This window comes from Streptomyces sp. NPDC088794 (assembly GCF_044750545.1).
GTDB lineage: Bacteria > Actinomycetota > Actinomycetes > Streptomycetales > Streptomycetaceae > Streptomyces.
This window is the reverse complement of record NZ_JBIVKB010000019.1, coordinates 62834-86958: the sequence shown is the minus strand read 5'-3', so window position 1 is coordinate 86958 and position 24125 is coordinate 62834. Positions and strand designations below refer to the sequence as shown.

At 69.7% G+C, this 24125-nt stretch carries 23 protein-coding genes; 13 read left to right on the top strand and 10 right to left on the bottom strand.

Annotated features, from left to right (window positions below):
• Nucleotides 1-14: 14 nt before the first annotated feature.
• Nucleotides 15-485 (bottom strand): GNAT family N-acetyltransferase, encoded by a 471-nt coding sequence (locus ACIP6U_RS40460; RefSeq protein ID WP_401727751.1) that lies wholly within the window; start codon nucleotides 483-485, stop codon nucleotides 15-17.
• A gap of 96 nt (nucleotides 486-581) precedes the next feature.
• On the opposite strand from ACIP6U_RS40460, the gene ACIP6U_RS40455 reads away from it, so the two are divergent.
• Both ACIP6U_RS40455 and ACIP6U_RS40450 read left to right on the top strand, forming a co-directional pair.
• On the top strand, nucleotides 582-1052 hold the full coding sequence (locus ACIP6U_RS40455; protein WP_185146173.1) for a MerR family transcriptional regulator: 471 nt from the start codon (nucleotides 582-584) through the stop codon (nucleotides 1050-1052).
• Nucleotides 1049-2065 carry an aldo/keto reductase gene (locus ACIP6U_RS40450; RefSeq protein WP_401727750.1) on the top strand — a complete coding sequence of 339 codons (1017 nt, stop codon included), beginning with the start codon at nucleotides 1049-1051 and terminating at the stop codon, nucleotides 2063-2065. The genes ACIP6U_RS40455 and ACIP6U_RS40450 overlap by 4 nt, the downstream gene beginning before the upstream one ends.
• Nucleotides 2066-2129: 64 nt before the next feature.
• On the opposite strand, the gene ACIP6U_RS40445 is transcribed toward ACIP6U_RS40450, so the two are convergent.
• The 3 genes from ACIP6U_RS40445 to ACIP6U_RS40435 form a co-directional block, all read right to left on the bottom strand.
• Nucleotides 2130-2990 carry a DUF4429 domain-containing protein gene (locus ACIP6U_RS40445; protein ID WP_401727749.1) on the bottom strand — a complete coding sequence of 287 codons (861 nt, stop codon included), beginning with the start codon at nucleotides 2988-2990 and terminating at the stop codon, nucleotides 2130-2132.
• A gap of 57 nt (nucleotides 2991-3047) precedes the next feature.
• Nucleotides 3048-4265 (bottom strand): alpha/beta hydrolase, encoded by a 1218-nt coding sequence (locus ACIP6U_RS40440; protein WP_401727748.1) that lies wholly within the window; start codon nucleotides 4263-4265, stop codon nucleotides 3048-3050.
• 102 nt (nucleotides 4266-4367) lie between these two features.
• Nucleotides 4368-4994 carry a TetR family transcriptional regulator gene (locus ACIP6U_RS40435; protein ID WP_401727747.1) on the bottom strand — a complete coding sequence of 209 codons (627 nt, stop codon included), beginning with the start codon at nucleotides 4992-4994 and terminating at the stop codon, nucleotides 4368-4370.
• Nucleotides 4995-5191: 197 nt separating this feature from the next.
• Between ACIP6U_RS40435 and ACIP6U_RS40430 the strand changes: the two genes are divergently transcribed.
• A complete protein-coding gene (locus ACIP6U_RS40430; protein WP_401727858.1) occupies nucleotides 5192-6679 on the top strand; it encodes an MFS transporter in 1488 nt (495 codons plus the stop codon).
• Between the two features lie 263 nt (nucleotides 6680-6942).
• Nucleotides 6943-7224 (top strand): small hydrophobic protein, encoded by a 282-nt coding sequence (locus tag ACIP6U_RS40425; protein ID WP_401727746.1) that lies wholly within the window; start codon nucleotides 6943-6945, stop codon nucleotides 7222-7224.
• Between the two features lie 33 nt (nucleotides 7225-7257).
• Here ACIP6U_RS40425 and ACIP6U_RS40420 read toward each other — a convergent pair whose 3' ends face one another.
• Together ACIP6U_RS40420 and aceE are read right to left on the bottom strand one after the other, a co-directional pair.
• Nucleotides 7258-8016: a potassium channel family protein gene (locus ACIP6U_RS40420; protein WP_401727745.1), complete on the bottom strand. Its 759-nt coding sequence runs from the start codon at nucleotides 8014-8016 to the stop codon at nucleotides 7258-7260.
• A gap of 68 nt (nucleotides 8017-8084) precedes the next feature.
• Entirely contained in the window at nucleotides 8085-10832 is a 2748-nt protein-coding gene (gene aceE / locus ACIP6U_RS40415) for a pyruvate dehydrogenase (acetyl-transferring), homodimeric type (protein WP_401727744.1), read from the bottom strand.
• 354 nt (nucleotides 10833-11186) lie between these two features.
• Here aceE and ACIP6U_RS40410 point away from each other — a divergent pair, with 354 nt between their 5' ends.
• The 6 genes from ACIP6U_RS40410 to ACIP6U_RS40385 all read left to right on the top strand — a co-directional run bounded on the left by ACIP6U_RS40410 (nucleotide 11187) and on the right by ACIP6U_RS40385 (nucleotide 15742).
• A complete protein-coding gene (locus ACIP6U_RS40410) occupies nucleotides 11187-11618 on the top strand; it encodes a DUF3052 domain-containing protein (RefSeq protein WP_123999590.1) in 432 nt (143 codons plus the stop codon).
• A 110-nt stretch (nucleotides 11619-11728) separates the two neighbouring features.
• A complete protein-coding gene (locus ACIP6U_RS40405; protein WP_401727743.1) occupies nucleotides 11729-12187 on the top strand; it encodes a peroxiredoxin in 459 nt (152 codons plus the stop codon).
• Nucleotides 12188-12299: 112 nt separating this feature from the next.
• Complete coding sequence (locus ACIP6U_RS40400) at nucleotides 12300-12875, top strand: TerD family protein (protein WP_019060360.1); 576 nt, start codon at nucleotides 12300-12302, stop codon at nucleotides 12873-12875.
• 118 nt (nucleotides 12876-12993) lie between these two features.
• A complete protein-coding gene (locus tag ACIP6U_RS40395; RefSeq protein WP_123999588.1) occupies nucleotides 12994-13569 on the top strand; it encodes a TerD family protein in 576 nt (191 codons plus the stop codon).
• A gap of 174 nt (nucleotides 13570-13743) precedes the next feature.
• Nucleotides 13744-14892 carry a DUF475 domain-containing protein gene (locus tag ACIP6U_RS40390; protein ID WP_401727742.1) on the top strand — a complete coding sequence of 383 codons (1149 nt, stop codon included), beginning with the start codon at nucleotides 13744-13746 and terminating at the stop codon, nucleotides 14890-14892.
• 112 nt (nucleotides 14893-15004) lie between these two features.
• The gene (locus ACIP6U_RS40385; protein WP_401727741.1) at nucleotides 15005-15742 is read left to right on the top strand and encodes a Tellurium resistance; all 738 of its coding nucleotides are present in this window, start codon (nucleotides 15005-15007) and stop codon (nucleotides 15740-15742) included.
• 50 nt (nucleotides 15743-15792) lie between these two features.
• Here the strand turns inward: ACIP6U_RS40385 and ACIP6U_RS40380 are convergent, their stop codons facing one another.
• Nucleotides 15793-16620 carry a TerD family protein gene (locus ACIP6U_RS40380; RefSeq protein WP_401727740.1) on the bottom strand — a complete coding sequence of 276 codons (828 nt, stop codon included), beginning with the start codon at nucleotides 16618-16620 and terminating at the stop codon, nucleotides 15793-15795.
• Between the two features lie 186 nt (nucleotides 16621-16806).
• On the opposite strand from ACIP6U_RS40380, the gene ACIP6U_RS40375 reads away from it, so the two are divergent.
• Genes ACIP6U_RS40375 through ACIP6U_RS40365 form a run of 3 tightly spaced genes read left to right on the top strand, consistent with a single transcriptional unit; the run spans nucleotide 16807 to nucleotide 21472 of the window.
• Nucleotides 16807-17973: an HpcH/HpaI aldolase/citrate lyase family protein gene (locus ACIP6U_RS40375; RefSeq protein ID WP_401727739.1), complete on the top strand. Its 1167-nt coding sequence runs from the start codon at nucleotides 16807-16809 to the stop codon at nucleotides 17971-17973.
• 53 nt (nucleotides 17974-18026) lie between these two features.
• Complete coding sequence (locus ACIP6U_RS40370) at nucleotides 18027-20660, top strand: phosphoribosyltransferase (RefSeq protein ID WP_401727738.1); 2634 nt, start codon at nucleotides 18027-18029, stop codon at nucleotides 20658-20660.
• Complete coding sequence (locus ACIP6U_RS40365) at nucleotides 20660-21472, top strand: HAD family hydrolase (protein WP_401727737.1); 813 nt, start codon at nucleotides 20660-20662, stop codon at nucleotides 21470-21472. Before ACIP6U_RS40370 ends, ACIP6U_RS40365 begins: the two co-directional genes overlap by 1 nt.
• A gap of 27 nt (nucleotides 21473-21499) precedes the next feature.
• Here the strand turns inward: ACIP6U_RS40365 and ACIP6U_RS40360 are convergent, their stop codons facing one another.
• From ACIP6U_RS40360 to ACIP6U_RS40350, 3 genes are all read right to left on the bottom strand, one after another.
• Nucleotides 21500-21721, bottom strand: a complete 222-nt coding sequence (locus ACIP6U_RS40360) for a zinc ribbon domain-containing protein (RefSeq protein WP_401727736.1) — start codon at nucleotides 21719-21721, stop codon at nucleotides 21500-21502.
• Nucleotides 21722-21833: 112 nt separating this feature from the next.
• Nucleotides 21834-23183 carry a hypothetical protein gene (locus ACIP6U_RS40355; RefSeq protein WP_401727735.1) on the bottom strand — a complete coding sequence of 450 codons (1350 nt, stop codon included), beginning with the start codon at nucleotides 23181-23183 and terminating at the stop codon, nucleotides 21834-21836.
• An 88-nt stretch (nucleotides 23184-23271) separates the two neighbouring features.
• Nucleotides 23272-24042 (bottom strand): DUF4097 family beta strand repeat-containing protein, encoded by a 771-nt coding sequence (locus ACIP6U_RS40350; RefSeq protein WP_401727734.1) that lies wholly within the window; start codon nucleotides 24040-24042, stop codon nucleotides 23272-23274.
• Between the last annotated feature and the right edge of the window lie 83 nt (nucleotides 24043-24125).

Sequence of the window (24125 nt, the reverse complement as noted above, 5' to 3'; positions counted from 1 at the left end):
TCGAGCCTATGCGCTCACAGGTGCAGCTCCAGCAAGGGGTCCGGCTTGGGGCGGAAGCCCAGGGAGACGTACAGCGGCTCGGCCTGCGGCGACGCGGTCAGATGGACCCGGGCGGCGCCCCGCTCGCGGAACCAGGACAGCAGCTCCGCCATGCAGGCGCGCGCGTACCCCCGGCGCCGGGCGTCGGGATCGGTCGCCACGCTGAAGACGAAACCGACCGCCCCGCGCGGATCCCCGGACTTCCCGATCCGGTAGTCGACGGTGCCGACCACCAGCGCGGCCAGCCCCTCGGGCCGCTCGGGGTGATCCACGACGAACGCGGCGAAGTCCCCGTCCCGCTCACCCAGCTTCTTCCGCAGGGTCGGCAGCGACTCCGCATGCCACTCCGTGGACCCGTCCGACCCCGGCAGGGCGTCGATCATCACCTGGCGCAGACGCAGCACTTCCGGCGCATCCTCGGGCACCGCACGACGTACGAGACTCATGCCCGTACGCTAGCGAGCGCCCCGCCACCACGTCCTGCCGATTTATTACCTGTTCCGCTTGCTTGGAGTGCACTCCAAGGCCATAGCGTTGAGCGCATGACGGTGATGGAGACCACCCCCACCAGGACCGACCTCTGCGGCGCCCCGCCCCACCCGCACCGGCGCCCCGAGGGCGAGGACAGCTACACGATCAGCGAGGTCGTCGCGTTCACCGGCCTCACCGCGCACACCCTGCGCTGGTACGAGCGCATCGGGCTCATGCCGCACGTCGACCGCTCCCACACCGGCCAGCGCCGCTACAGCAACCGCGACCTCGACTGGCTCGACCTCGTCGGAAAGCTGCGGCTCACCGGCATGCCGGTCGCCGACATGGTCCGGTACGCGGAACTCGTGCGCGAGGGCGACCACACGTTCGGCGACCGTTTCGAGCTGCTCGAAGCGACCCGCCGGGACGTCGTGGCCCGGATCGCCGAGCTCCAGGACACGCTCGCGGTGCTCGACCGGAAGATCAGTTTCTACGCGGACGCCGACGGCGCCCGTGCCTACGAGGCGGAGAAAGTGCGATGACGAACGGCAGGATCCCGACCGTACGACTCGGCGCCACCGGTCCGGAGGTCGGCGTCCAGGGCCTGGGCTGCATGGGCATGAGCTTCGCCTACGGCCCCTCGGACGCGCAGGAGTCCCGCGCCACCCTGGAGCGCGCCCTCGAACTGGGGATCACGCTGTACGACACGGCGGACGCGTACGGCCAGGGCGAGAACGAGCGCTTCCTTTCCCCGTTCTTCAAGGCCAACCGCGACCAGGTCGTCATCGCGACCAAGTTCGCCCTGTCGATCCCGCCGGGCGAGCCCACGCGCCGGGTCATCCGCAACGACCCGCCCTACATCCGCCAGGCCGTCGAGGCGAGCCTGAAGCGTCTGGACGTCGACGAGATCGACCTCTACTACATGCACCGGCGCGATGTGAACGTACCGATCGAGGAGTCCGTCGGTGCCATGGCCGAGCTGGTCCGCCAGGGCAAGGTCAAGCACCTGGGCCTGAGCGAGGTCACGGCGGCGGAACTCCACGCGGCCCACGCGATCCACCCGATCGCGGCCGTCCAGTCCGAGTGGTCCCTGTTCAGCCGGGACATCGAGCCCAACGTGGTGCCGGCGGCGCGGGAACTGGGCGTGGCCCTCGTCCCCTACTCCCCGCTCGGCCGAGGTTTCCTCACCGGTTCCTTCACCCACGCCGACAAGGAACTCACCTCCGACGACTTCCGCCGCCAGCAGCCCCGCTACACGGGCGAGAACGCGGCGGCCAACGCGGCCCTCCTGGACCCCATCCGCACCGTCGCCGCGGCCCACGACGCCTCCCTCGGCCAGATCGCCCTGGCCTGGGCCCAGCAACAGACAACGGTCCACAACCTGCCGGTCGTCCCGATCCCGGGCACCCGCAAGCCGAGCAGGGTGGAGGAGAACGCCGGAGCCACGGCCATCGTCCTGACGGAGTCCGAGCTGGCAGCCCTGGAACCGATCGCGTCGAAGGTGGCGGGAGACCGCTACGCAGACATGCGGTTCTCATCAGCAGGCCGCGAGTAGAGGTACTTAGGGGCGCGGGGAACTGCGCGAGCAACCCACCACAACCCGCACCCGAAATCGCACCTCACAACTCCGCCAGCAACTCCGCCTTCTTGACGGAGAACTCCTCATCCGTGACGAGCCCCGCCTGGTGCAGCTCGCCCAGATGACGGATCCTCTCGGCGATGTCGGCCGGATCGCGCCTCGGCGCCCCGGCCGACACAGCCGCAACGGGCCCCCGATCCCGCACAGCCTCCAAAACCGCGGCAGCGAACGGCAACGACTCGTGCACGGGCCCGTACCCCAGCCCGAACACCACGGCCGCCGGATCCTGATCGGCCTGTGCCGGCTGCGCGCCCACATCCCGCCGCAGCAACCGCAGATGCCCTTCGAAGACCTCGGGCGACCGCCACTCGACACCACTCAGCTCGGTCACCGGGAAACTCTGGTCGCCGGCCTTCCACTTCGCCGACGACGCGCCCGTCCAGAACCACCGGAAGTGCACGGTCTTCCCGTCGAAGGACGCCTTCGCGTCGTACGCCTTGAACGCCCGCGGCGCCTCGGGCGCGGCCACCAGGAACCGCTCCGCGGGCTCGCCGTCCCCGCTCAGCCGCGCCCGCAGCTCGTCGGCGTAGTACTCGGCGAGCGTCTCGCGTTCGGCGGACAGCACCAGCCGATACGGATCGCACGCTTCCTTCAGCTGCCCCGCCGCCGCCTCGACCAGTGGATCCGCCCCGACCCGCGGAACGATCCGCAGGACCACCGTGCCGCGCTTGCCGGGCGTCAGCGTCACCCCGGCGATCGCGTCGAGCGGGACACGCCGTTCCCCCAGCGCCTGAAAGAGCTTGGGTGTCCGAATCCCGCGTTCGTAGCGGATGAGCACGGAGTCGGACTCGAACTCCCAGGCAGCGTGAAATCCGGCCAGTACGTCACCCATGCGGCTCATCGTATGCGCGGACCGCTTCTTCGTCGCCATCTCGCACAGACCGCAGTTCCTGCGCCTCTACGCGCGTCCGGTCGTCGCCGCGCCGGACAAACCGGCGAGACACGCGTCGTTGTCACGCGCGCACCGCACCGAGCCGTACGCGCCGACACCGATCTCGGCGAAGTTGAGGAGGCTCTCGGTGTCCGGCTCGAAATAGCCGCCGTGTCCCTTCGCGCCCTGTGCCGACAGCACCCGTGCCCCGAAGGCCGAGGAGACCGGGTCGGCGCCGTGGCCGAGCCCGCCGAGCTCCAGGTAGGGCACGTCCTGGATCCAGTCGGTGGCGTCCCGCATCGACCACACCTGTGCGGAGGTGTGCAGGTGGGAGGCCTTCTCGGTGCGCATGCCGGGGCTGCCGGCCACCGCTATGTCGGCCACCCGGCGCGGCAGCGTGTGCGCGGCGATCCCGCACACCACGGAGCCGTAGCTGTGGCAGAAGAGCGAGACCGGCGCCTTGCCGGGCAGGGCGCGCACCAGGGCGTTCAGCCGCACGGCGCCGTCCTTGGCGCGCATCGCGGTCGCCGAGTCGATGCCGAGTCCGGCGGGCGCGGTGTAGTCGGCCCAGGCGATCACGGCCGTACGCGTCGAGGGGTCGGCGGCCTGCTCCGCGGTGTAGAGCGACTTGGCCATGCCGACCGGTGCCGAGTAGGGCTTGTTGGTCTTCTGGAAGGTGAGCAGGTCGGTGTCGACGCCGGGGACGACGACCGAGACGCGCTCGGCGTGCTGGAGGTTGCCGAAGACCTCGGCGACCCGGCCGGTGCCCTCGGGGTCGAAGGCGAGGATGTGCCGGCCCTGGTGCATCAGCGCCTCGTAGCGGTGCATCCGGCGGCCTGCCTCGTGCTGCCCGGTGGGCGAGAGCCGGCTGTCGTGCATGCGCTTGGCCTCCACCCGGCGCTGCTTGGCGAGCGCGAGGTGGTTGGCGCGGTAGCGCAGGGCGACGGGGGCGCCGTTCATGTTGCCGACCGCGAGGGGATAGCGGTGGGCGAGGTCGGTGCGCTGCTGCACGGTGAGCGAGGCGAAGAACCGGGAGAGCACGGCGGGGGCCGCGTCCGGGTCCGGGAGCCGGTGTCCGTGCAGGCGGCCGTGTTCCCAGGAGGAGCGTGAAGCCTGGAGCGGGGTCTTGTCGTGGTGGCTGCGCAGGGCCGTCCAGCCCGTGGTCGCCAGCATCACGAAGACGACGGCCAGCGCGAGCAGTGCGCGCCAGACGTTCAGTTGCGGGGAGGTGTCGAAGGAAGTCACTGGGAGGACACACTAGGAGAACGGGACGGTCTCGCGTGAGCCGAGTGACCGAGATCACGTTTCGATAAACGTGGCGTTGACCTCAAAGGTTCCGAAGGTTCCTCAGTGTGTTCGCCAGCTGTCCGTGAGTGCGGGTCCCACCTGTTCGAGGTAGGTGTTCGTCAGCTCGCGCATCGCCGCCAGACCGAGGTCCTCGCGCCGGGTCCACTGCCGCTCCGCCACCCGCATCACCCCGCCGAAGACCGCCACGGCCAGCCGCGGCCGCGGATCGGCGTCCACGTCGAGGCCCTCGCGCTCGGCGAGCACGCGCGCGAGGGTCTCCTCGGTCTCCTCGCTGTGCCGCAGATGCGCGGCGAGCAGCACCGGCGTCGACTCGATCACCCGGTACATGCGGAGGAAGCGCTCCACGGGTACGACCGACTCGACGATCTCGTTCAGGGCGTCCCAGTTCCCGAGCACCGCCCGGCGCAGCGCCTCCAGCGGCGCCTCGTGGGCGGGGCGTTCGCGCACCGCCTCGACGAACCGGACGGTGACCAGGTCGTGCAGTGCGAGGGCGGCCTCGTCCTTGCCGGCGAAGTAGCGGAAGAAGGTGCGCTGCGAGACGTCGACGGCGGCGGCGATGTCGTCGACGGTGGTCCGCTCGTAGCCGCGGGAGGTGAACAACTCGACGGCGGCGCGCAGCAGCTCGTCCCGGGTGCGCTGTTTCTTGCGTTCGCGCAGTGTTTCCATATGCGTCAGTTACCGACTTGTGAATTGGTTTGTCAATTGTCAGCGGCTGTCATTAGCCTCGCGGTATGACTAGTCAGACCACCATCGAGACGGCGGGGTCGGGGGACAAGGCACCGACGCTCCCGTCGGACAAGGCGCCGTCCGCCGGGCTGCGCGGCCACCCCTGGTTCACCCTCATCACGGTCGCCGTCGGCGTCATGATGGTGGCCCTGGACGGCACCATCGTGGCCATCGCCAACCCGGCCATCCAGAAGGACCTGGGCGCGAGCTTCGCCGACGTCCAGTGGATCACCAACGGCTACTTCCTGGCCCTCGCGGTCTCCCTGATCACCGCGGGCAAGCTCGGCGACCGCTTCGGGCACCGCCAGACCTTCCTGATCGGCGTCACCGGCTTCGCCGCCGCGTCCGGTGCCATCGGCCTGTCCAGCAGCATCGCCGCGGTCGTCACCTTCCGCGTGCTCCAGGGCCTGTTCGGCGCGCTGCTGATGCCGGCCGCGCTCGGCCTGCTGCGCGCCACCTTCCCGGCCGAGAAGCTCAACATGGCGATCGGCATCTGGGGCATGGTCATCGGCGCCTCCACCGCCGGCGGCCCGATCCTCGGCGGTGTCCTCGTCGAGCACGTCAACTGGCAGTCGGTGTTCTTCATCAACGTGCCGGTCGGCATCATCGCCCTGGTCCTCGGCCTGGTGATCCTGCTGGACCACCGCGCCGAGAACGCGCCGCGCTCCTTCGACCTCCCGGGCATCGCCCTGCTGTCCGGCGCGATGTTCTGCCTGGTCTGGGCCCTCATCAAGGCCCCGGCGTGGGGCTGGGGCGACGGCAAGACCTGGGCGTTCCTGGCCGCGGCCGTCCTGGGCTTCGCCCTCTTCGCCTTCTGGGAGACGAAGGTCAAGGAGCCGCTGATCCCGCTGGGCCTGTTCCGCTCGGTGGCGCTGTCCGCGGGTGTCGTGCTGATGGTCCTGATGGCCATCGCCTTCATGGGCGGCCTGTTCTTCGTGACGTTCTACCTCCAGAACGTGCACGGCATGAGCCCGATCGACGCGGGCCTGCACCTGCTTCCCCTCACCGGCATGATGATCGTCGGCTCCCCGCTCGCGGGCGCCCTGATCACCAAGCTCGGCCCGCGCATCCCGCTGGCCGGCGGCATGGCGTCCGTCGCGATCGCCATGTACGGCATGTCGACGCTGGAGACGGACACCAGCAGCGCCGTGATGTCCATCTGGTTCGCCCTGCTCGGCCTCGGCCTCGCGCCGGTCATGGTCGGCGCCACCGAGGTCATCGTCGGCAACGCGCCGATGGAGCTCTCCGGCGTCGCCGGCGGGCTCCAGCAGGCCGCGATGCAGATCGGCGGCAGCCTCGGCACCGCGGTCCTCGGCGGCGTGATGGCGTCCAAGGTGGACAGCGACCTGGCGGCCAACTGGAAGGGCGCCGGGCTCCCCGAGCTCACCCCGAGCCAGCTGGACCAGGCCTCCGAGGCCGTCCAGGTCGGCGTGGCACCGGTCGCCAAGGGCACGCCCGAGGCGATCGCCGCGAAGATCGCCGACGTCGCGCACGACACGTTCATCTCCGGCATGAGCCTCGCCTCCCTCGTCGCGTGCGGGGTGGCGGTCGTGGCGGTCTTCGTCGCCTTCCTCACCAAGCGCGGTGCGAACGCGGACGCCGGCGCGGGCGTGGGCCACATCTGACGGGACGGGGTCCGGGGACGGCCCGCCGGGCTCGCCTGACGGGTTTTCAACGGACTTCGCCTATCAGGGTGAAGACGCTAAAGATTCCTTCAGTTCGGCACGCGCCGCAGGTCACAGTGGGTCAAGCCCTCCGCAGGGGGTGACTCGGACCGCGGCGCGCTGCCGGAGGGGGACAGCGCGCCGCAGGCCCGGGGCGATGAGCGGCCGCATCGGGGGTACCCGAACTTCCGAGCCCCGAACAGACTCCGGGGCAGAGGGAGTTGATGATGGCGGGCTTCGGAAGCAGAACGCGCAGGCACCCCCGCTCGCGTGGCCGCACGAGGTCACGGACCGGGCCGGACCGCGCGACGCTGGGAATCGTCGGAGTCGTCTGCGCGATCGCCGGATTCTTCGTACTGGGCCTCATCCTCGGCCCGGTGGCGATCGTCTGCGGCTGGCTCGCCATGGGCCGCACCTGGGGCAGGACCCGTCCGGTCCCCGCCCTCGTGGCCCTGGTGCTGGGCGCGCTCGACACGCTCCTGGCGATCTACTGGCTGTTCCTCTGACCGAGCCCGCCACATCCTCCGGCGCACCACCGATCACGACTTGGCCGACGGTTCCCGCAACGGCGCGGACGGCTCGCGCAGCGCCGCGACCTCGGCGCGCAGCGCCCGCACCTCCGCGGTCAGCGCCTCGATGGCCTCGGTCTGCCGCCGCTCCTCCACGTCGTCCTTCTCGAACCGCGCGAGGAACCATGTGGCGATGTTCGCGGTGACCACACCGAGCAGCGCGATGCCGGACAGCATCAGCCCGACGGCGACCATCCGGCCCAGACCGGTGGTCGGCGCGTGGTCCCCGTACCCCACGGTCGTCATCGTCGTGAACGACCACCACAGGGCGTCACCCAACGTGCGGATGTTCCCGTCCGGCGAGCCCCGCTCGACCGACAGCACGGCCAGCGATCCGAACATCAGCAGCCCGACGACGGCCCCCACGACATACGTCGTCAGCTGGATCTGCGAGGCCATCCGCGCCCGCCGCCCCACCAGCATCAAGGTGGACACCATGCGCAGCAGCCGCAACGGCTGGAGCAGCGGCAGCAGTACGGCACACAGGTCCAGCCAGTGCGTCCGTACGAACTGCTTGCGCTGGTCGCTCATCGCCAGCCGCACCAGGTAGTCCCCGGCGAACGCGCCCCACACCACCCACTCGACCGCCGTGCACACCGTCGTCAGCGAGTGCCCGGCGGTCTTGTCCACGATCGGCACGGCGTAGGCAACGGCGAACCCCACCGCGAGCGCCAGCAGCGGCCGTTGGGTGCGCTGCTCCCAACGGGCTTGTGCCGACAGTTCCTTCATGCCCGCATCGTAAAGAAACACCGAAGGGTGGTGAGGCCATCGGCCGCACCACCCCTCAGTCGTTCCACCTACGCGTCGCCGCCGGCGGCTCCAGGATCCGCAGCCGCGACATCCAGCAACTGGTACCGGTCGATGGCCTGCTTCAGCGCCGACCGGTCGACCTTCCCTTCCCGGGCCAGCTCCGTCAGCACGGCCACCACGATCGACTGCGCGTCGATGTGGAAGAACCGCCGCGCCGCCCCCCGGGTGTCCGCGAACCCGAACCCGTCCGCCCCCAGGGACTGATACGTCCCCGGCACCCAGCGCGCGATCTGGTCCGGAACCGACCGCATCCAGTCGGACACGGCCACGAACGGACCCTGCGCGTTGCCCAACTTCCGCGTCACGTACGGAACGAGCTGCTCCTCCTCCGGGTGCAGCAGGTTGTGCCGCTCCACGTCGACCGCCTCGCGCCGCAGCTCGTTCCAGGAGGTCGCCGACCAGACATCGGCCCGCACGTTCCAGTCCTCCGCGAGGATCCGCTGCGCCTCGACCGCCCACGGCACGGCCACGCCCGAGGCGATGATCTGCGCCGGGATGGAGCCCGAGGTGCCCTCGCCGATGCGGTGGATGCCCTTGACGATGCCGTCGACGTCCACGTTCTCCGGCTCGGCCGGGTGCAGGATCGGCTCGTTGTAGACGGTCAGGTAGTAGAAGACGTCCTCGCCCGGCTTGCCGTCCGCGGTCGGCCCGTACATCCGCCGCAGCCCGTCCTGCACGATGTGCGCGATCTCGTACGAGTACGCCGGGTCGTACGCGACACAGCCCGGGTTGGTCGAGGCGAGCAGCTGCGAGTGGCCGTCGGCGTGCTGGAGCCCCTCACCGGTCAGCGTCGTCCGTCCGGCGGTCGCGCCCAGGACGAAACCGCGCGCCAACTGGTCAGCCATCTGCCAGAACTGGTCGCCGGTGCGCTGGAAACCGAACATCGAGTAGAAGACGTAGACCGGGATGAGCGGTTCGCCGTGGGTGGCGTACGCCGAGCCCGCCGCGATCAGGGACGCCGTGCAGCCGGCCTCCGAGATGCCGTCGTGCAGCATCTGGCCGGTCGGCGACTCCTTGTAGGCGAGCAGCAGATCACGGTCGACCGACTCGTACTGTTGGCCCAGCGGGTTGTAGATCTTCGCGCTCGGGAAGAAGGAGTCCATGCCGAAGGTGCGGTACTCGTCCGGCGCGATCAGCACGAAGCGCTTACCGAGCTCCTTGTCCCGCATGAGGTCCTTGAGGAGCCGGACGAAGGCCATGGTCGTCGCGATGGACTGGTGGCCCGAGCCTTTCTTCACACTCGCGTACACCTTGTCGTCCGGCAGCGCGAGCGGCTTGGCGCGCACGACGCGGGTGGGGACGTACCCGCCCAGCGACTTGCGCCGGTCGTGCATGTACTGGATCTCCTCCGAGTCGCGACCCGGGTGGTAGTACGGCGGCGGGCCGGACTCCAGCTCCTTGTCGGAGATCGGCAGGTGCAGCCGGTCCCGGAAGCCCTTGAGGTCGGCGACCGTCAGCTTCTTCATCTGGTGCGTGGCGTTGCGGCCCTCGAAGTTGGGGCCCAGCGTCCAGCCCTTGATGGTCTTGGCGAGGATGACCGTCGGCTGGCCCCGGTGCTCGTTGGCCGCCTTGAACGCCGCGTAGACCTTGCGGTGGTCGTGACCGCCGCGGCCCAGGTGCAGGATCTGCTCGTCGGACATGCCCTCGACCATCGCGCGCAGCCGCTGGTCGTCCCCGAAGAAGTGCTCGCGGATGTAGGAGCCGGACTCGGTCGCGTACGTCTGGTACTGGCCGTCCGGCGTCGTGTTCATCCGGTTGACCAGCACGCCGTCGCGGTCCTGGGCGAGCAGCGGGTCCCAGGAGCGGTCCCAGACCAGCTTGATGACGTTCCAGCCGGCGCCCCGGAAGACCGACTCCAGCTCCTGGATCACCTTGCCGTTGCCGCGCACCGGACCGTCGAGGCGCTGGAGGTTGCAGTTGACGACGAAGGTCAGGTTGTCCAGGTTCTCGCGCGCGGCGATGGTCAGCTGGCCCAGCGACTCCGGCTCGTCCATCTCGCCGTCGCCGAGGAAGGCCCACACGTGCGACTTCGACGTGTCGGCGATCCCGCGCGCGTGCATGTAGCGGTTCATCCGCGCCTGGTAGATCGCGCCGATCGGGCCGAGGCCCATCGACACGGTCGGGAACTCCCAGAAGTCCGGCATCAGCCGCGGGTGCGGATACGAGGACAGCCCGTTGGGCGCCTTGGACTTCTCCTGGCGGAAGCCGTCCATGTTCTGCTCGCTGAGGCGGTCCAGCAGGAACGCGCGCGCGTAGATGCCGGGGGAGGCGTGGCCCTGGAAGAAGACCTGGTCACCGCCGTCGCCCTCGTCCTTGCCGCGGAAGAAGTGGTTGAAGCCCACGTCGTAGAGGGACGCGGAGGAGGCGAAGGTGGCGATGTGGCCGCCGACCCCGATGCCGGGCCGCTGCGCGCGCGAGACCATCACCGCCGCGTTCCAGCGGGTCGCGTTCAGGACCTTGCGCTCGATCTCCTCGTTGCCGGGGAAGAACGGCTCGTCCTTGGTCGCGATGGTGTTCACGTAGTCCGTGCTGCGCATCTCGGGCACGGCCACGCGCCGCTCGCGGGCCCGCTCGATCAGCCGGAGCATCAGGTAGCGGGCCCGCTCACGGCCGCGCTCGTCGACGGCGGCGTCGAGGGAGTCGAGCCACTCCTGCGTTTCCTCGGGGTCGAAGTCAGGAACCTGACTCGGAAGGCCGCCAATGATGATCGGGTTGCGATCGGATCCGGAAGCCACGCTGTTCCTTACCTGTCAGAGGGCTGCTGTGAGGCTGCTTTTCGGTCTGTCTGCACCGTTCCCCATCGTGTACCTCGGGAAAGCAAACGTCATCTCTACTGAGAGGTAACCGAGACCTACGTGAGCTCCGGCTGGTTCTCAATGCCACAAAGGGGGCAGAAAGGTGTGGTGTGGGTCACTTATGGCCGTGTCGGCGTGCCTGGAGTTGGGGTGACACGGCCAGGAACGTCACCGTTTCGGCGGTCTGAACGGCCGGGTACTTGCGCGATCCGCCCCGCCCGTGTGGACTACGGCCAATGCTTCGCGCGTGCGCGACGCTGAGACACTCATCAAGACATGATCAGGAGGCAACCCGTGAGCGCGACCGCGGACCACGCGGAGACGAGCCCTGCCGTGAGGCTGGGGTTCCAGCCCGAGCAGGTGGTCCAGGAGATCGGCTACGACGACGACGTAGACCAGGAGCTCCGCGAGGCCATTGAGGAAGTCATCGGCAGCGACCTTGTGGACGAGGACTATGACGACGTCGCCGATGCCGTGGTGCTCTGGTTCCGCGACGAGGACGGCGACCTGACCGATGTGCTGGTGGACGCCACCACGTACATCGAGGAAGGCGGCTCGATCCTGCTCCTCACGCCGAAGACCGGCCGTGACGGATACGTCGAGCCCAGCGACATCTCCGAAGCCGCGACGACGGCGGGGCTGTCGGCCTCCAAGAGCGTCAGCGTGGGGAAGGACTGGAGCGGCAGCCGGCTGGTGACGCCCAAGGCGGCCAAGTCCAAGAAGTGACCCATTGACCCCGGACGGGCCGGTTCGCCCGGCCCGTCCGCCGGTTCCCGGTGATCGCTGCGTAGGGTGGGAGGCCACCCGAACAGCCCACCGAAGGGACAACCGCGACAATGGCGATCCAGGTCGGCGACAAGGCCCCTGACTTCGAGCTCAAGGACAACCACGGCGCCACCGTGAAGCTCTCCGACTTCCGTGGCGCGAAGAACGTGGTGCTGCTCTTCTACCCCTTCGCCTTCACCGGTGTGTGCACCGGCGAGCTGTGCGAGGTGCGGGACAACCTGCCGAAGTTCGCCGACCGCGACACCCAGGTGCTCGCGGTCTCCAACGACTCCATCCACACCCTGCGGGTCTTCGCCGAGCAGGAGGGCCTGGACTACCCGCTGCTCAGCGACTTCTGGCCGCACGGCGAGGTATCCCGCGCCTACGGCGTCTTCGCCGAGGACAAGGGCTGCGCGGTGCGCGGCACCTTCGTCATCGACAAGGAGGGCGTGGTCCGCTGGACCGTCGTCAACGCCCTGCCGGACGCCCGCGACCTGAACTCGTACGTCAAGGCGCTCGACACCCTGTGATTGTTCGGTTCCAGGGCCTGCGGGGTACGGGAACCCGTCACTAGGATCGAGACGTTGATCCGATAGCAACGCACGTCGGGGCTCCCCGCCCCCACAAACCAATGGAGGACTCGTGGGAGTCAGCCTCAGCAAGGGCGGCAACGTTTCACTGACCAAGGAGGCCCCGGGCCTGACCGCGGTCATCGTCGGTCTGGGGTGGGACGTCCGCACCACGACCGGTACGGACTTCGACCTGGACGCCAGCGCCCTGCTCCTGAACAGCGCGGGCAAGGTCGCCAGTGACGCGAACTTCGTCTTCTTCAACAACCTCAAGAGCCCGGACGGCTCCGTCGAGCACACCGGTGACAACACCACCGGTGAGGGCGAGGGCGACGACGAGGCGATCAAGGTGAACCTGGCGGCGGTCCCGGCCGACGTCGACAAGATCACCTTCCCGGTCTCGATCTACGACGCCGAGAACCGCCAGCAGTCCTTCGGCCAGGTCCGCAACGCGTTCATCCGCGTGGTGAACCAGGCCGGCGGCGCCGAGATCGCCCGCTACGACCTCTCCGAGGACGCCTCCACGGAGACGGCCATGGTCTTCGGCGAGCTGTACCGCAACGGCGCGGAGTGGAAGTTCCGCGCCATCGGCCAGGGCTACGCCTCGGGCCTGCGCGGTATCGCCCAGGACTTCGGCGTCAACGTCTGAGGCGCTGCCCCGGCAACGGGGACGCCCTCAGGGCAATCGTCCGGCGCCGCACCGTTTGGGTGCGGCGCCGGAGGCGCAGGACAACCAAAGAAGCATCACCTCGGGGAGGACCAGCACTATGGGCGTCACGCTCGCCAAGGGGGGCAACGTCTCCCTGTCCAAGGCCGCACCCAACCTCACGCAGGTGTTGGTCGGGCTCGGCTGGGACGCACGTTCCACCACCGGAGCCGACTTCGACCTGGACGCCAGTGCGCTGCTGTGCACCGGCGGCCGGGTGATGGGGGACGAGTGGTTCATCTTCTACAACCAGCTCAAGAGCCCGGACGGCTCCGTCGAGCACACCGGCGACAACCTCACCGGTGAGGGCGAGGGCGACGACGAGTCGATCATCGTCGACCTGCCGAAGGTGCCGGCCACCTGCGACAAGATCATCTTCCCGGTCTCCATCCACGACGCCGACAACCGCGGCCAGACCTTCGGCCAGGTCAGCAACGCCTTCATCCGCGTCGTCAACCAGGCGGACGGCCAGGAACTCGCCCGCTACGACCTCAGCGAGGACGCCTCCACCGAGACGGCCATGATCTTCGGCGAGCTCTACCGCTACCAGGGCGAGTGGAAGTTCCGCGCCGTGGGCCAGGGGTACGCCTCCGGGCTGCGCGGCATCGCCCTCGACTTCGGGGTCAACGTTTCGTAAGGTCCGCCGGGACCACGCCCCGATCCCCTACGACGACCCCTCCGACCTGCGCCTTCATCGGCGGAACGCCCCTACTGTTCCGGCTGGAGAGCGAAGCCCTAGACTTCGTGGTCAACAGTGAGTAAAGCCGAGTACGGCGCGGGGGAGACCCGTACATACAGGATTGGGTAGCCAGTGCTTCTGAAAACCTTCGGCTGGTCGTTCGCGATTACCGCGATCGGCCTGGTCGCGGCGGTCCTCTACGGGGGGTGGGAGGCCTTCGGCATCGTCGCGATCCTCTCCATCCTCGAGATCTCGCTGTCGTTCGACAACGCGGTGGTCAATGCCGGAATCCTGAAGAAGATGTCCGCCTTCTGGCAGAAGATCTTCCTCACGATCGGTGTCCTCATCGCGGTCTTCGGCATGCGGCTGGTCTTCCCGGTCGTGATCGTCGCCGTCACCGCCAAGATCGGCCCGATCGACGCGGTCGACCTCGCACTCAACAACAAGGACCACTACCAGGAACTGGTCACCGACGCGCACCCGGCGATCGCCGCGTTCGGTGGCATGTTCCTGCTGATGATCTTCCTCGACTTCATCTTCGAGGACCGGGACATCCAGTGGCTGCGCTGGATCGAGCGCCCGCTCGCCAAGCTCGGCAAGGTCGACATGCTGTCGGTCTGCATCGCCCTGATCGTCCTGCTGATCACCGCGTTCACCTTCGCGACCCACGCCCACCAGCACGGCGGCGGCCACGCCGACAAGGCGCAGACGGTGCTGATCTCCGGCATCGCGGGTCTGATCACGTACATGGTCGTCGGTGGTCTCTCCGGCTTCTTCGAGGACCGCCTCGAAGAAGCGGAGGAACGCGAGCACGAGGAGGAGGAAGAGGCGGAACGTACCGGCAAGAAGCGCCCGCCGATCGTCCTGGCCGGCCAGGCAGCCTTCTTCATGTTCCTGTACCTCGAGGTCCTGGACGCCTCGTTCTCCTTCGACGGCGTGATCGGCGCCTTCGCCATCACGAACGACATCGTCCTGATGGCGCTGGGCCTGGGCATCGGCGCGATGTACGTCCGTTCGCTCACCGTCTACCTGGTCCGCCAGGGCACGCTCGACGACTACGTCTACCTGGAGCACGGCGCGCACTACGCGATCGGCGCCCTGGCCGTGATCCTCATGGTCACCATCCAGTACCAGATCAACGAGGTCATCACCGGCCTCGTCGGCGTCATCCTGATCGGCTGGTCCTTCTGGTCCTCCGTCCGCCGCAACCGGGCCCTGGCAGCGGCAGAGGGAAAAGCGACGGGCACGGACGAGAAGACTGAGGTCTCGTCCGGGGTGTAACACCCCTCAGGGGGCGGGAACGCTCTCAGCGGGGCGGCCGGAAGCCTCCGGCCGCCCCGCCGGTTTTTCCAAGTGGGCGCCGTGAAGACGGTGGACGTAGGGGCGGGCGGGAATGGGCTTCTTTGACGGACTCATGGGTGGCCGGAAGGGCGAGTTCGACTCCGGCAGCGCGGCCACGAACGCCATCGAGCTGACCAAACGGCACCATCAGGTCTCCCTCACCAAGCAGGGAGCGGCCACCGGACACCTGCGCGTCAACCTGAACTGGCGGATGCGGACCTCCGACATAGGCGGCTCGCCCCGCGAGTCCCTGCTGCGGCACCCCTTCAAGGCACTGAAGCCGCCGGAGGTCATGGGCCACAGCCAGAGCATGGTCAACGTCGACCTCGACCTCGGCTGCCTCTACGAACTGATGGACGGCTCCAAGGGCGTCGTACAACCCCTCGGCGGCTATCTCGGGGACACCAACGGACCGCCGTACGTCAAGCTCAGCGGTGACGACCGGTTCGGTTCGGCGTCCGGCGAGACGATCTACATCAACCTCGACCACCGGGACGAGATCAAGCGCCTGCTGGTCTTCGTCTACATCTACGACCAGACCCCTGCCTTCGACCGCACCCACGCGAGCGTCACGCTCTACCCGAGCAACGGCCCCCGCATCGAGATCCACCTCGACGAACGCCACCCCCAGGCCCGCTCCTGCGCGGTCGTGATGATCGAGAACATCAAGGGCGAACTGATCGTGCGCCGCGAGGTGAAGTTCGTCTACGGCTTCCAGGCCGAACTGGACCGGCTGTACGGCTGGGGACTGCAGTGGGGCCGGGGCTACAAGGCGAAGGCGGACCGCTAGCGGCCGCACCGCCCGGGCCCGCCCTCGCTGCTACTGCCCCGCCACTGTCCTCAGGGCCGGATGAACTGCGGCCCCTGGGGAGGCAGCCGGACGTCCGGGGCGGGCGCCGTCGTCACCGGCGGCGGGTAGCCGTAGCCGCCGTAGGCCGGCTGGCTGGTGGGCTGCGGATAGCCGTACGCGGGCTGGGTGGCGGGCGGCTGCTGCGGATAGCCGTAGTCCGGCTGGGCCGGGACCGTGACCGGCGGCTGCTCCGGGGGCAGCGGCTGGGCGGGGGCCTCCGGCTGGAGCGGGGACGACGCGTCCGGCGCCTGCGGGAACGGCTCCTGGACCGTCTCCGACTCGTCCACCGTGATGCCGTAGACGGTCGCGAGCCCCCGCAGACCGTTCGAGTAGCCCTCGCCCAGGGCGCGGAACTTCCAGCCGTCCCCGCGGCGGTAGAGCTCGCCACAGATCAGTGCCGTCTCTTTGCCGGTCTCCGGCTTGATGTCGAACTGGAGCAGCGGCTCGCGGTCCGCGACCGACGCGTCGTACAGCAGGATGCGTAGCCCCTGTACCCGGTCGAAGGTGACGTCCTCCGCCGAAGCGACCAGCAGAATCTGACGGATGGCGGGCTCGACACCGGCCAGATCTGTCTGGATCGTGTCGGTGGGGCCATCGGCGGCACGCTTCTTGCCGAGCCACCAGACCTTCCCGGAAGGGTGCCGGGGCTGGTTGTAGAAGACGAAGTCCTCGTCGGAGCGCACGCGACTGTCGGGGCCGAGGAGCAGCGCGGAGGCGTCGACGTCCGGAGCCCCCTGCCCGGGCGTCCAGCGCAGCACGGCGCGTACCGTGGTGGCTTCCAGTGGGACGTTCGATCCCTTCAGCATCGCGTGCGTCATGCGGTCATCCTGCCCTCTCGGTCCTGGTCACGACAATGCGGGGGGCCTGTGGCCCACCACCGTTGTGCCCGTCGGCGTTACCGGAAATTCATGACCGACGGGAACTCTTGACATAGGTCCATACGTACTATTACCGGCCACCTGTTCTCAGAATCCACAGGCCCACCTTGCGCCACGGGGAGCTTTATGCGTCATTTCGGGCACATCGCCCCTGAGGTGCGACAGCGTCTCTTCCATCAGGAGCCGTGCGAATTCTCCGCCGACTCCCCGGCCCGGCTGCTCTCCGCGGCCCTGGGCGCCACGCTCTACAGCCCCGCCACCAGGCCGCGACTCGCCGACGACATCGTCAAGCAGGCGGCACTCGGCGTGGTCTCGATGGTGCTGTGCCTGGAGGACTCGATCGACGACGCGGACGTCGCCGCGGGCGAGGAGAACCTCGTCCGGCAGTTCGCCGACCTCGACGCGCGCGCGGACACGGGCGTCCCGCTGCTGTTCATCAGGGTGCGCACGCCCGAGCAGATCCCCGACCTCGTCCGGCGCCTGGGCGAGACCGTCCGGCTGCTGTCCGGATTCGTCTTCCCGAAGTTCACCGAGGAACGCGGCATCCCGTTCCTGGAGGCCCTGGCGAGCGCCGAGACCGCGAGCGGCCGCCGGCTCTTCGCCATGCCCGTCCTGGAGTCGCCCGAGCTGCTCTACCGCGAGTCCCGGGTGGAGACCCTGGAGGGCATCTTCCGCGCCGTCGACAAGTACCGCGACCGGGTCCTCGCGCTGCGCCTCGGCGTCACCGACTTCTGCTCCTCCTACGGCCTGCGCCGCGCCCCCGACATGACGGCGTACGACGTCCACGTCATCGCCTCCGTGATCTCGGACGTGGTGAACATGCTGGGCCGCGCCGACGGCACCGGATTCACCGTGACCGGACCGGTATGGGAGTACTTCCGCGTCCCCGAGCGCATGTTCAAGCCGATGCTGCGCACCAGCCCCTTCCTGGAGGGACAGGCGGTGGAGCTGCGGATCAAACTGATCGAGCACGCCATGGACGGGCTGCTGCGGGAGATCTCCCTGGACCAGGCCAACGGCCTGATGGGCAAGACCTGCATCCACCCCTCCCACGTCCTGCCCGTGCACGCGCTGTCCGTGGTCAGCCACGAGGAGTTCAGCGACGCCGCGGACATCGTGCGCCCCGGCCGGGACGGCGGAGGCGTGCTGCGATCGGCGTACACGAACAAGATGAACGAGGTGAAGCCGCACCGCGCCTGGGCCGAGCGGACCATGCTGCGGGCCGAGATCTTCGGCGTCGCCCACGAGGACGTCAGCTTCGTGGACCTGCTCGCCGCGGGCATCCCCGGCTGAGCGTCGCCGACCGGGACCGTCTTGGGACTATCTAGGGAATCGTCATCAACGCAGTGAACAACGGGGTCTGGTCCGGGACCTGGGTCGCCGAGCGACTCGGGCTCGAACTCGTGGGCGACACCAAACTCACCGACCTGCTGGGCCTCGCCCTGCGCCGCAACCCCAAGCGCGCGCATCTCCTGGTCTCCAACGTGCTCGGCAAGCACGTACCGCAGGCGCCGTCCGTCGTCTACGGCTACGGGTTCGCCCTCGGTCGCCGGGTACGGGAGCTTCTGGGCACGGAAGAGGCCCGCGCGGCGGTCGTCCTCGGCTACGCGGAGACGGCGACGGGCCTCGGCCACTCGGTCGCCGACGGCATCGGTCTCGCCCCCTACCTCCACTCCACCCGCCGCCCCGTCGCGGGTGTCGCGGCGGCGGGCGGTTTCGAGGAGGCCCACTCCCACGCGACGTCGCACCTTCTGCTGCCGGAGGATCCCGAACTCCTCGTCGGCGACGGGCCGTTGGTGCTGGTGGACGACGAGTTCTCGACGGGGAACACGGTCCTCAACACGATCCGGGACCTGCACGAGCGGTATCCGCGACGTCGTTATGTCGTGGTGGCGCTGGTCGACATGAGGTCGGCGGCGGATTCGGGGAGGCTGGAGGATTTCGCGCGGGAGATCGGTGCGAGGGTCGATCTGGTGGCGGCGGCTTCGGGCACGGTAAGTCTCCCGGAGGGTGTCCTGGAAAAGGGACAGGCGTTGGTGGCGCAGTATGAGACGGCAGGTAGTCGGTTGTCTGCTGCGCCGTCTGGGCTGGTCGCGCCCCGCGGCGGAGCCGCATATCAACACAGCCCCGCGCCCCTAAAAGGCAGCGGCGTCGGCGCCGAAGCCGACTTGAACGTTGAAGCCAACTTGAGCCCCCACTCCCTAGGGGCGCGGGGAACTGCGCGACCAGCCCCCACCGGCCCGCACCCGACAACCGAACCTCTCCCCGGCCGCATAGACCGCGTCGAACTCTGCTGGCCCCGAGGCCTCCCCGACGGCGGCAGACACGGTTTCACCCCCGCCCACCGAGCCCGTCTCGAGAACGCCCTCCCCGCCATGGCCGCCCGCCTCGCAGAGGCAATCCCCGCCGAAGCCCGCCGCGTCCTGATACTCGGGTTCGAGGAGCTGATGTACGCGCCCCTCAGACTCGCCCGCGAACTCGAACAGGTCGCCGACGCCGAGGTCCGCTACTCCACCACCACCCGCTCACCCGTCCTCGCCGTCGACGACCCCGGCTACGCGATACGCAACCGCATAGTCTTCCCGGCCCACGACACCCCGGCCGACGGCCCCGGCGAGCGCTACGCCTACAACGTGGCCGCCAGCACGAGCACCCCCGGCTTCGACGCCGTCGTCGCCGTGGTCGACTCCACCGCCGACACCCCCGAACTGCACGCGCCGGACGGCCTGTTGGCCCAGCTCGCGGCACACGCCTCGCAGATCCTGCTCGCGGTCGTCCCCTCCTACGTACCCGAGCCCCTGTACGTCCCCGAAAGGCCCCCGATGCTGCCCGAGCCCCTCCGCGGCCCCGCGTTCTCCTCGTACCCGCCCGACGAGGTCGGCTGGCTGCTCCAGGACCTCTCGGACGTGACCCTGGAGGCACCGACCGAGGAGCGCGAAGAGGCCATCCAGAGCGGCGGCGCCCACTACGCGGAGTCGCTGCCGGTGGAGTACCAGCCCAGCGAGCAGTACCAGGAGCTCTTCCAGGCCGCGCTCAAGACGTCCGCCACCCGGATCGCCCAGGCGGTCGGCGCCGTCACCGAGATCGTGCTCGCCGAGCGCTCACCCCGCCCGGTCCTCGTCTCGCTGGCCCGCGCCGGCACCCCGGTCGGCGTCCTGATGCGCCGCTGGGCCCAGTTCCGGCACGGCGTCGACCTGCCGCACTACGCCGTCTCGATCGTGCGCGGCCGCGGTATCGACGTCAACGCGCTGCGCTGGCTGGCCGCCCACCACGACCCGGCCGACGTCGTGTTCGTCGACGGCTGGACCGGCAAGGGCGCGATCACCCGCGAACTCACCCAGGCGGTGCGGGAGTTCGAGGCCGCCGAGGGAGTCACCGGCTTCGACCCGGAGATCGCGGTCCTGGCCGACCCGGGCTCCTGCGTGCGCACCTACGGCACCCGCGCGGACTTCCTCATCCCCTCCGCCTGCCTCAACTCGACCGTCTCAGGCCTCATTTCACGCACCGTCCTGCGCTCCGACCTGGTCGGCCCGCACGACTTCCACGGCGCCAAGTTCTACCGCGAACTCGCCGGCGCCGACGTGTCGGTGGACTTCCTGGACGCCGTCGCCGCCCGCTTCCCCGAAGTCACGGACGCGGTCGACGCCCAGGCCAAGGAACTGCTCTCCGGCGACCGCACGCCGACCTGGGAGGGGTGGGCGGCAGTCGAGCGCATCAGCGAGGAGTACGGCATCCACGACGTGAACCTCGTCAAGCCCGGCGTCGGCGAGACCACCCGCGTGCTGCTGCGCCGGGTGCCCTGGAAGATCCTGGCCCGGGCGGGTGCCGGCGCCGACCTGGACCACGTACGCCTGCTGGCACAGCAGCGCGGCGTACCGGTCGAGGAGGTCGGCGAACTCCCGTACACCTGCGTGGGGTTGATCCACCCCCGCTTCACCCGCGGCGCGACCGGCGCCGACGGAAAGGCGGTGGCGGTCTGATGCCGGTACTGGTGGCGAGCGACCTCGACCGTACGCTCATCTACTCTGCGGCGGCCCTCGCGCTGACCATGCCCGACGCGCGGGCGCCCCGGCTGCTCTGCGTCGAGGTGCACGAGAGCAGGCCGTTGTCGTTCATGACGGAGACGGCGGCCGGGCTGCTCACCGAACTCGGCGACGCGGCGGTCTTCGTACCGACGACGACCCGCACCCGCAAGCAGTACCAGCGCATCAACCTGCCAGGCCCCGAACCGAAGTTCGCGATCTGCGCCAACGGCGGGCACCTGCTCGTCGACGGTGTCACCGACCCGGACTGGCACGCGCGCGTGACGGAGCGGCTGGCGGAGGAGTGCGCGCCGCTGGCGGAGGTGGAGGACTACCTCGCGTCCTCCGCCGACCCGCTGTGGCTGCGCAAGCAGCGCAACGCGGAGGACCTGTTCGCCTACCTCGTCGTCGAGCGCGAGCTGCTGCCCGAGGAGTGGGTGAAGGAACTGGCCGCCTGGGCCGAGAACCGCGGCTGGACGGTCTCCTTGCAGGGCCGCAAGATCTACGCCGTTCCCAAGCCGCTCACCAAGAGCGCCGCCATGCACGAGGTGGCCCGCCGCACCGGCGCCGAACTGACCCTGGCCGCCGGGGACTCGCTCCTCGACGCCGACCTGCTGCTGGCCGCGGATCGCGGATGGCGGCCGGGGCACGGGGAGTTGGCCGAGACGGAGTTCGCGGCTCCCGGCATCACCGCGCTGCCCGAGCGGGGCGTGCTGGCCGGCGAACGGATCCTCCGGGAGTTCCTGAAGGCGTCCGCCGCGCCCCGCTGACGCGGGTCAGGAGCAGCAGCCGGCAGGTCAGGAGCAGCAGCCCCCGCCGCAGCAACCGCCGCCGCCTCCGCCGCCCGCCCGGGGCGCGGGGGCGGACTTGCTGCCGCCTCCCACGGCCACCGTCGACAGCAGCTTGACCGTGTCGTCGTGGCCGGCCGGACAGTCGGCGGGCGCGCCGGACTCGGCCATCGGGCGGTTCAGTTCGAACGTGTCGCCGCAGGTCCGGCAGCGGTACTCGTAGCGAGGCATGGGCACAGGTTAACCGGCGGCGCGGGATCGACGTACAGACAAGGCGTACAGACAAGTCGTACAGGCAGGGCGTACAGACAAGGCGAACCGTCGTGCGACGGCCGTGCCACTCTCAGTGGACGCCCCCGCGCTCCTCCCGGATCTGCGCGACCACGCGCGCCACCGACTGCCGGACCGCTTCCGTCTCCGTCAGGAAGTGCCAGTAGTCGGGGTGCCGGCCCTCCAGACCGGTGATCGCCCGGTCCAGCCGGGCCACGGCCTCGTCCAGCGGGCGGGCCTGGCGGGGGTCGGGGGTGCTGCGGCCGGACATGGCCAGGCGCTGGGCGTCCCGGATGGCGAAGCGGGTGCGGTCGATCTCCTGCTGCGGGTCCTTCTGCACGGCGTTGAGCCGGCGCAGCCGGTCGCCGGCGGCCGAGACCGACTCGTCCGTCGTGTTCAGCAGCGCGCGGACCGTCGACAGCAGCGCGGTCGCGTCCGGCCAGCGCTGGGCGTCCCGCGCGGACTGCGCCTCCTTCAGCTTCAGCTCCGCCTGCCGTACGTTCTCCCCGGCCTGGTCGGGCACGTGCTGGAGGTCCTGCCAGCAGGCCGCGGTGAAGCGGCGGCGCAGCTCGCTCAGCACCGGATCGACCTGCCCGGCACGGGTGGTGAGCGCCTGCGCGCGCGTGCGCAGCGAGACCAGCCGGTGGTCGATCTCGGCGGCCTTCTCCGGCAGCCGCTCGGCCTCCACCCGGATCGTCTCGGCCTCCCGGGCCACCCGCTCGGCCCGCTCCAGGGTCTCCGGCACGCCGTGCTGCCCCGCGCCCTGGTTGAGCTTGGTCAGCTCGGGGGCGAGGGTGGCGAGCCGGGCGGCGAGGTCGTCGGCGCGCAGCCCCGACTCCCGTACCGCGTCCAGGGCGTTCGACGCGGCGAGCAGGCCCTGCCGGGCCCGTTCGACCGCCGGGGCGAGGCGGGCCAGCTGGGTCTCGGCCTTGCCGATCAGCGGGCCGAGGCTGTCGCCGAAGCGGTCCAGCTCGCGCTTGACGTTCGCCAGCTCGTCCTTGGCCTTGGTCAGTTCGGTGCGCGCGTGGGCCGCGACCGACGCCTCCAGCTCGTCCCGGTCCAGGTCGTGCGCGTCCACCGCCTCGATGTACTGCCGGCTGGCCTCGTCGATGCGACGGCCCAGCGCCTCGAAGTCGGCGACCACGCGCCGGGCGGCGGGCGAGTCGTCCACGGCCGTGATGGTCTCTATCGAGATCCGCAGATCCCGCTGGGCGGTGTCCAGCTCGTAGAACGCGGCCGCCGCGGCGTCCTTCGCGGCCTGCGCCTCGGCCCGCTGGCTCTCGGCCCGGCCGCCGAACCAGCGCCGGGTGCCGCCGCCGGCGAACGCGGCCGGCAGGGCGAGGGCGACGACCAGGGGCAGCGCGAGGAGGGTGAGGGTGTCCCGCACCGACGGCGAGTACGGCTTCCCAGGTGTCGCCGTCACGTGCCTCTCCCGAGCTGTCATCCGTCCTTACCCGTTACCGGTGTCTCGTTTCATTCTCCCACCGGTTAAGGACGAACACACGGGCCGGTTAGTTCGCGGTCTTCAAAGTGACTTTTCCGTCACCGGTGTGCGCGGTCACGACATGCGTGCTGCTGCTGTCGCGGGGCACGGAGACATCGCCCCCGCCGTCGCCGGTCTCGGTCGTGACCCGGTACGAGGCACGCGGCAGCGCGATGGTCACGGAGCCGTCGCCGGAGCGGGACTCCACCAGGTCCGGTACGGCGCCCAGTTCGAGGTGGACGGAACCGTCACCGGTCTGCGTACGCACCTGCCGCGAGGAGACGTCGGCGTGCACGGATCCGTCGCCGGTACGGACCTGGAGCCGCCCGCTGGAGTCGGTGACATGCACGGACCCGTCACCCGTACGGATGTTCAGCGCGTCCTTGAAACCACGGGCCCGCACGCTCCCGTCCCCGTCCACCACCTTCACGGCGACCCCGCGCGGCACCTCGATCCGGTGCTTGGCGGAGCAGTCGGCGACGACGCCGCTGCACTTCATCCTGAGCACCAGCCGGTCACCCTTCATGGACCAGGTCACCTTCGGGTCCGACCCGATGGCGACGCTCCCCTGGAACCACCGGGTCACCTCGATCCTCCCCGCCGCGTTCGAATCCGCCGCGACGATCTCCAACGCCGAGTCGTCGGAGTCGACGGTGAGCGTCTTCCCCTCCAACGCGAACGTCCGGTGATCAGGATCCTTGTCGTCCCCGGCGGACGCCCCACAGGCGCTGACACCCCCGACGAGCAGTGCGACGGCTCCGATGGCAAGGGCGGTACGGGCTGTGGTGGTGCGGTCCATGGCGATCTCCCCCTGAGGCGGTTGTGCAGGCTCTACGACCGTACGGAGCGGGGGACGGCGGGGGGATCCGGGCCGCTCCCGGA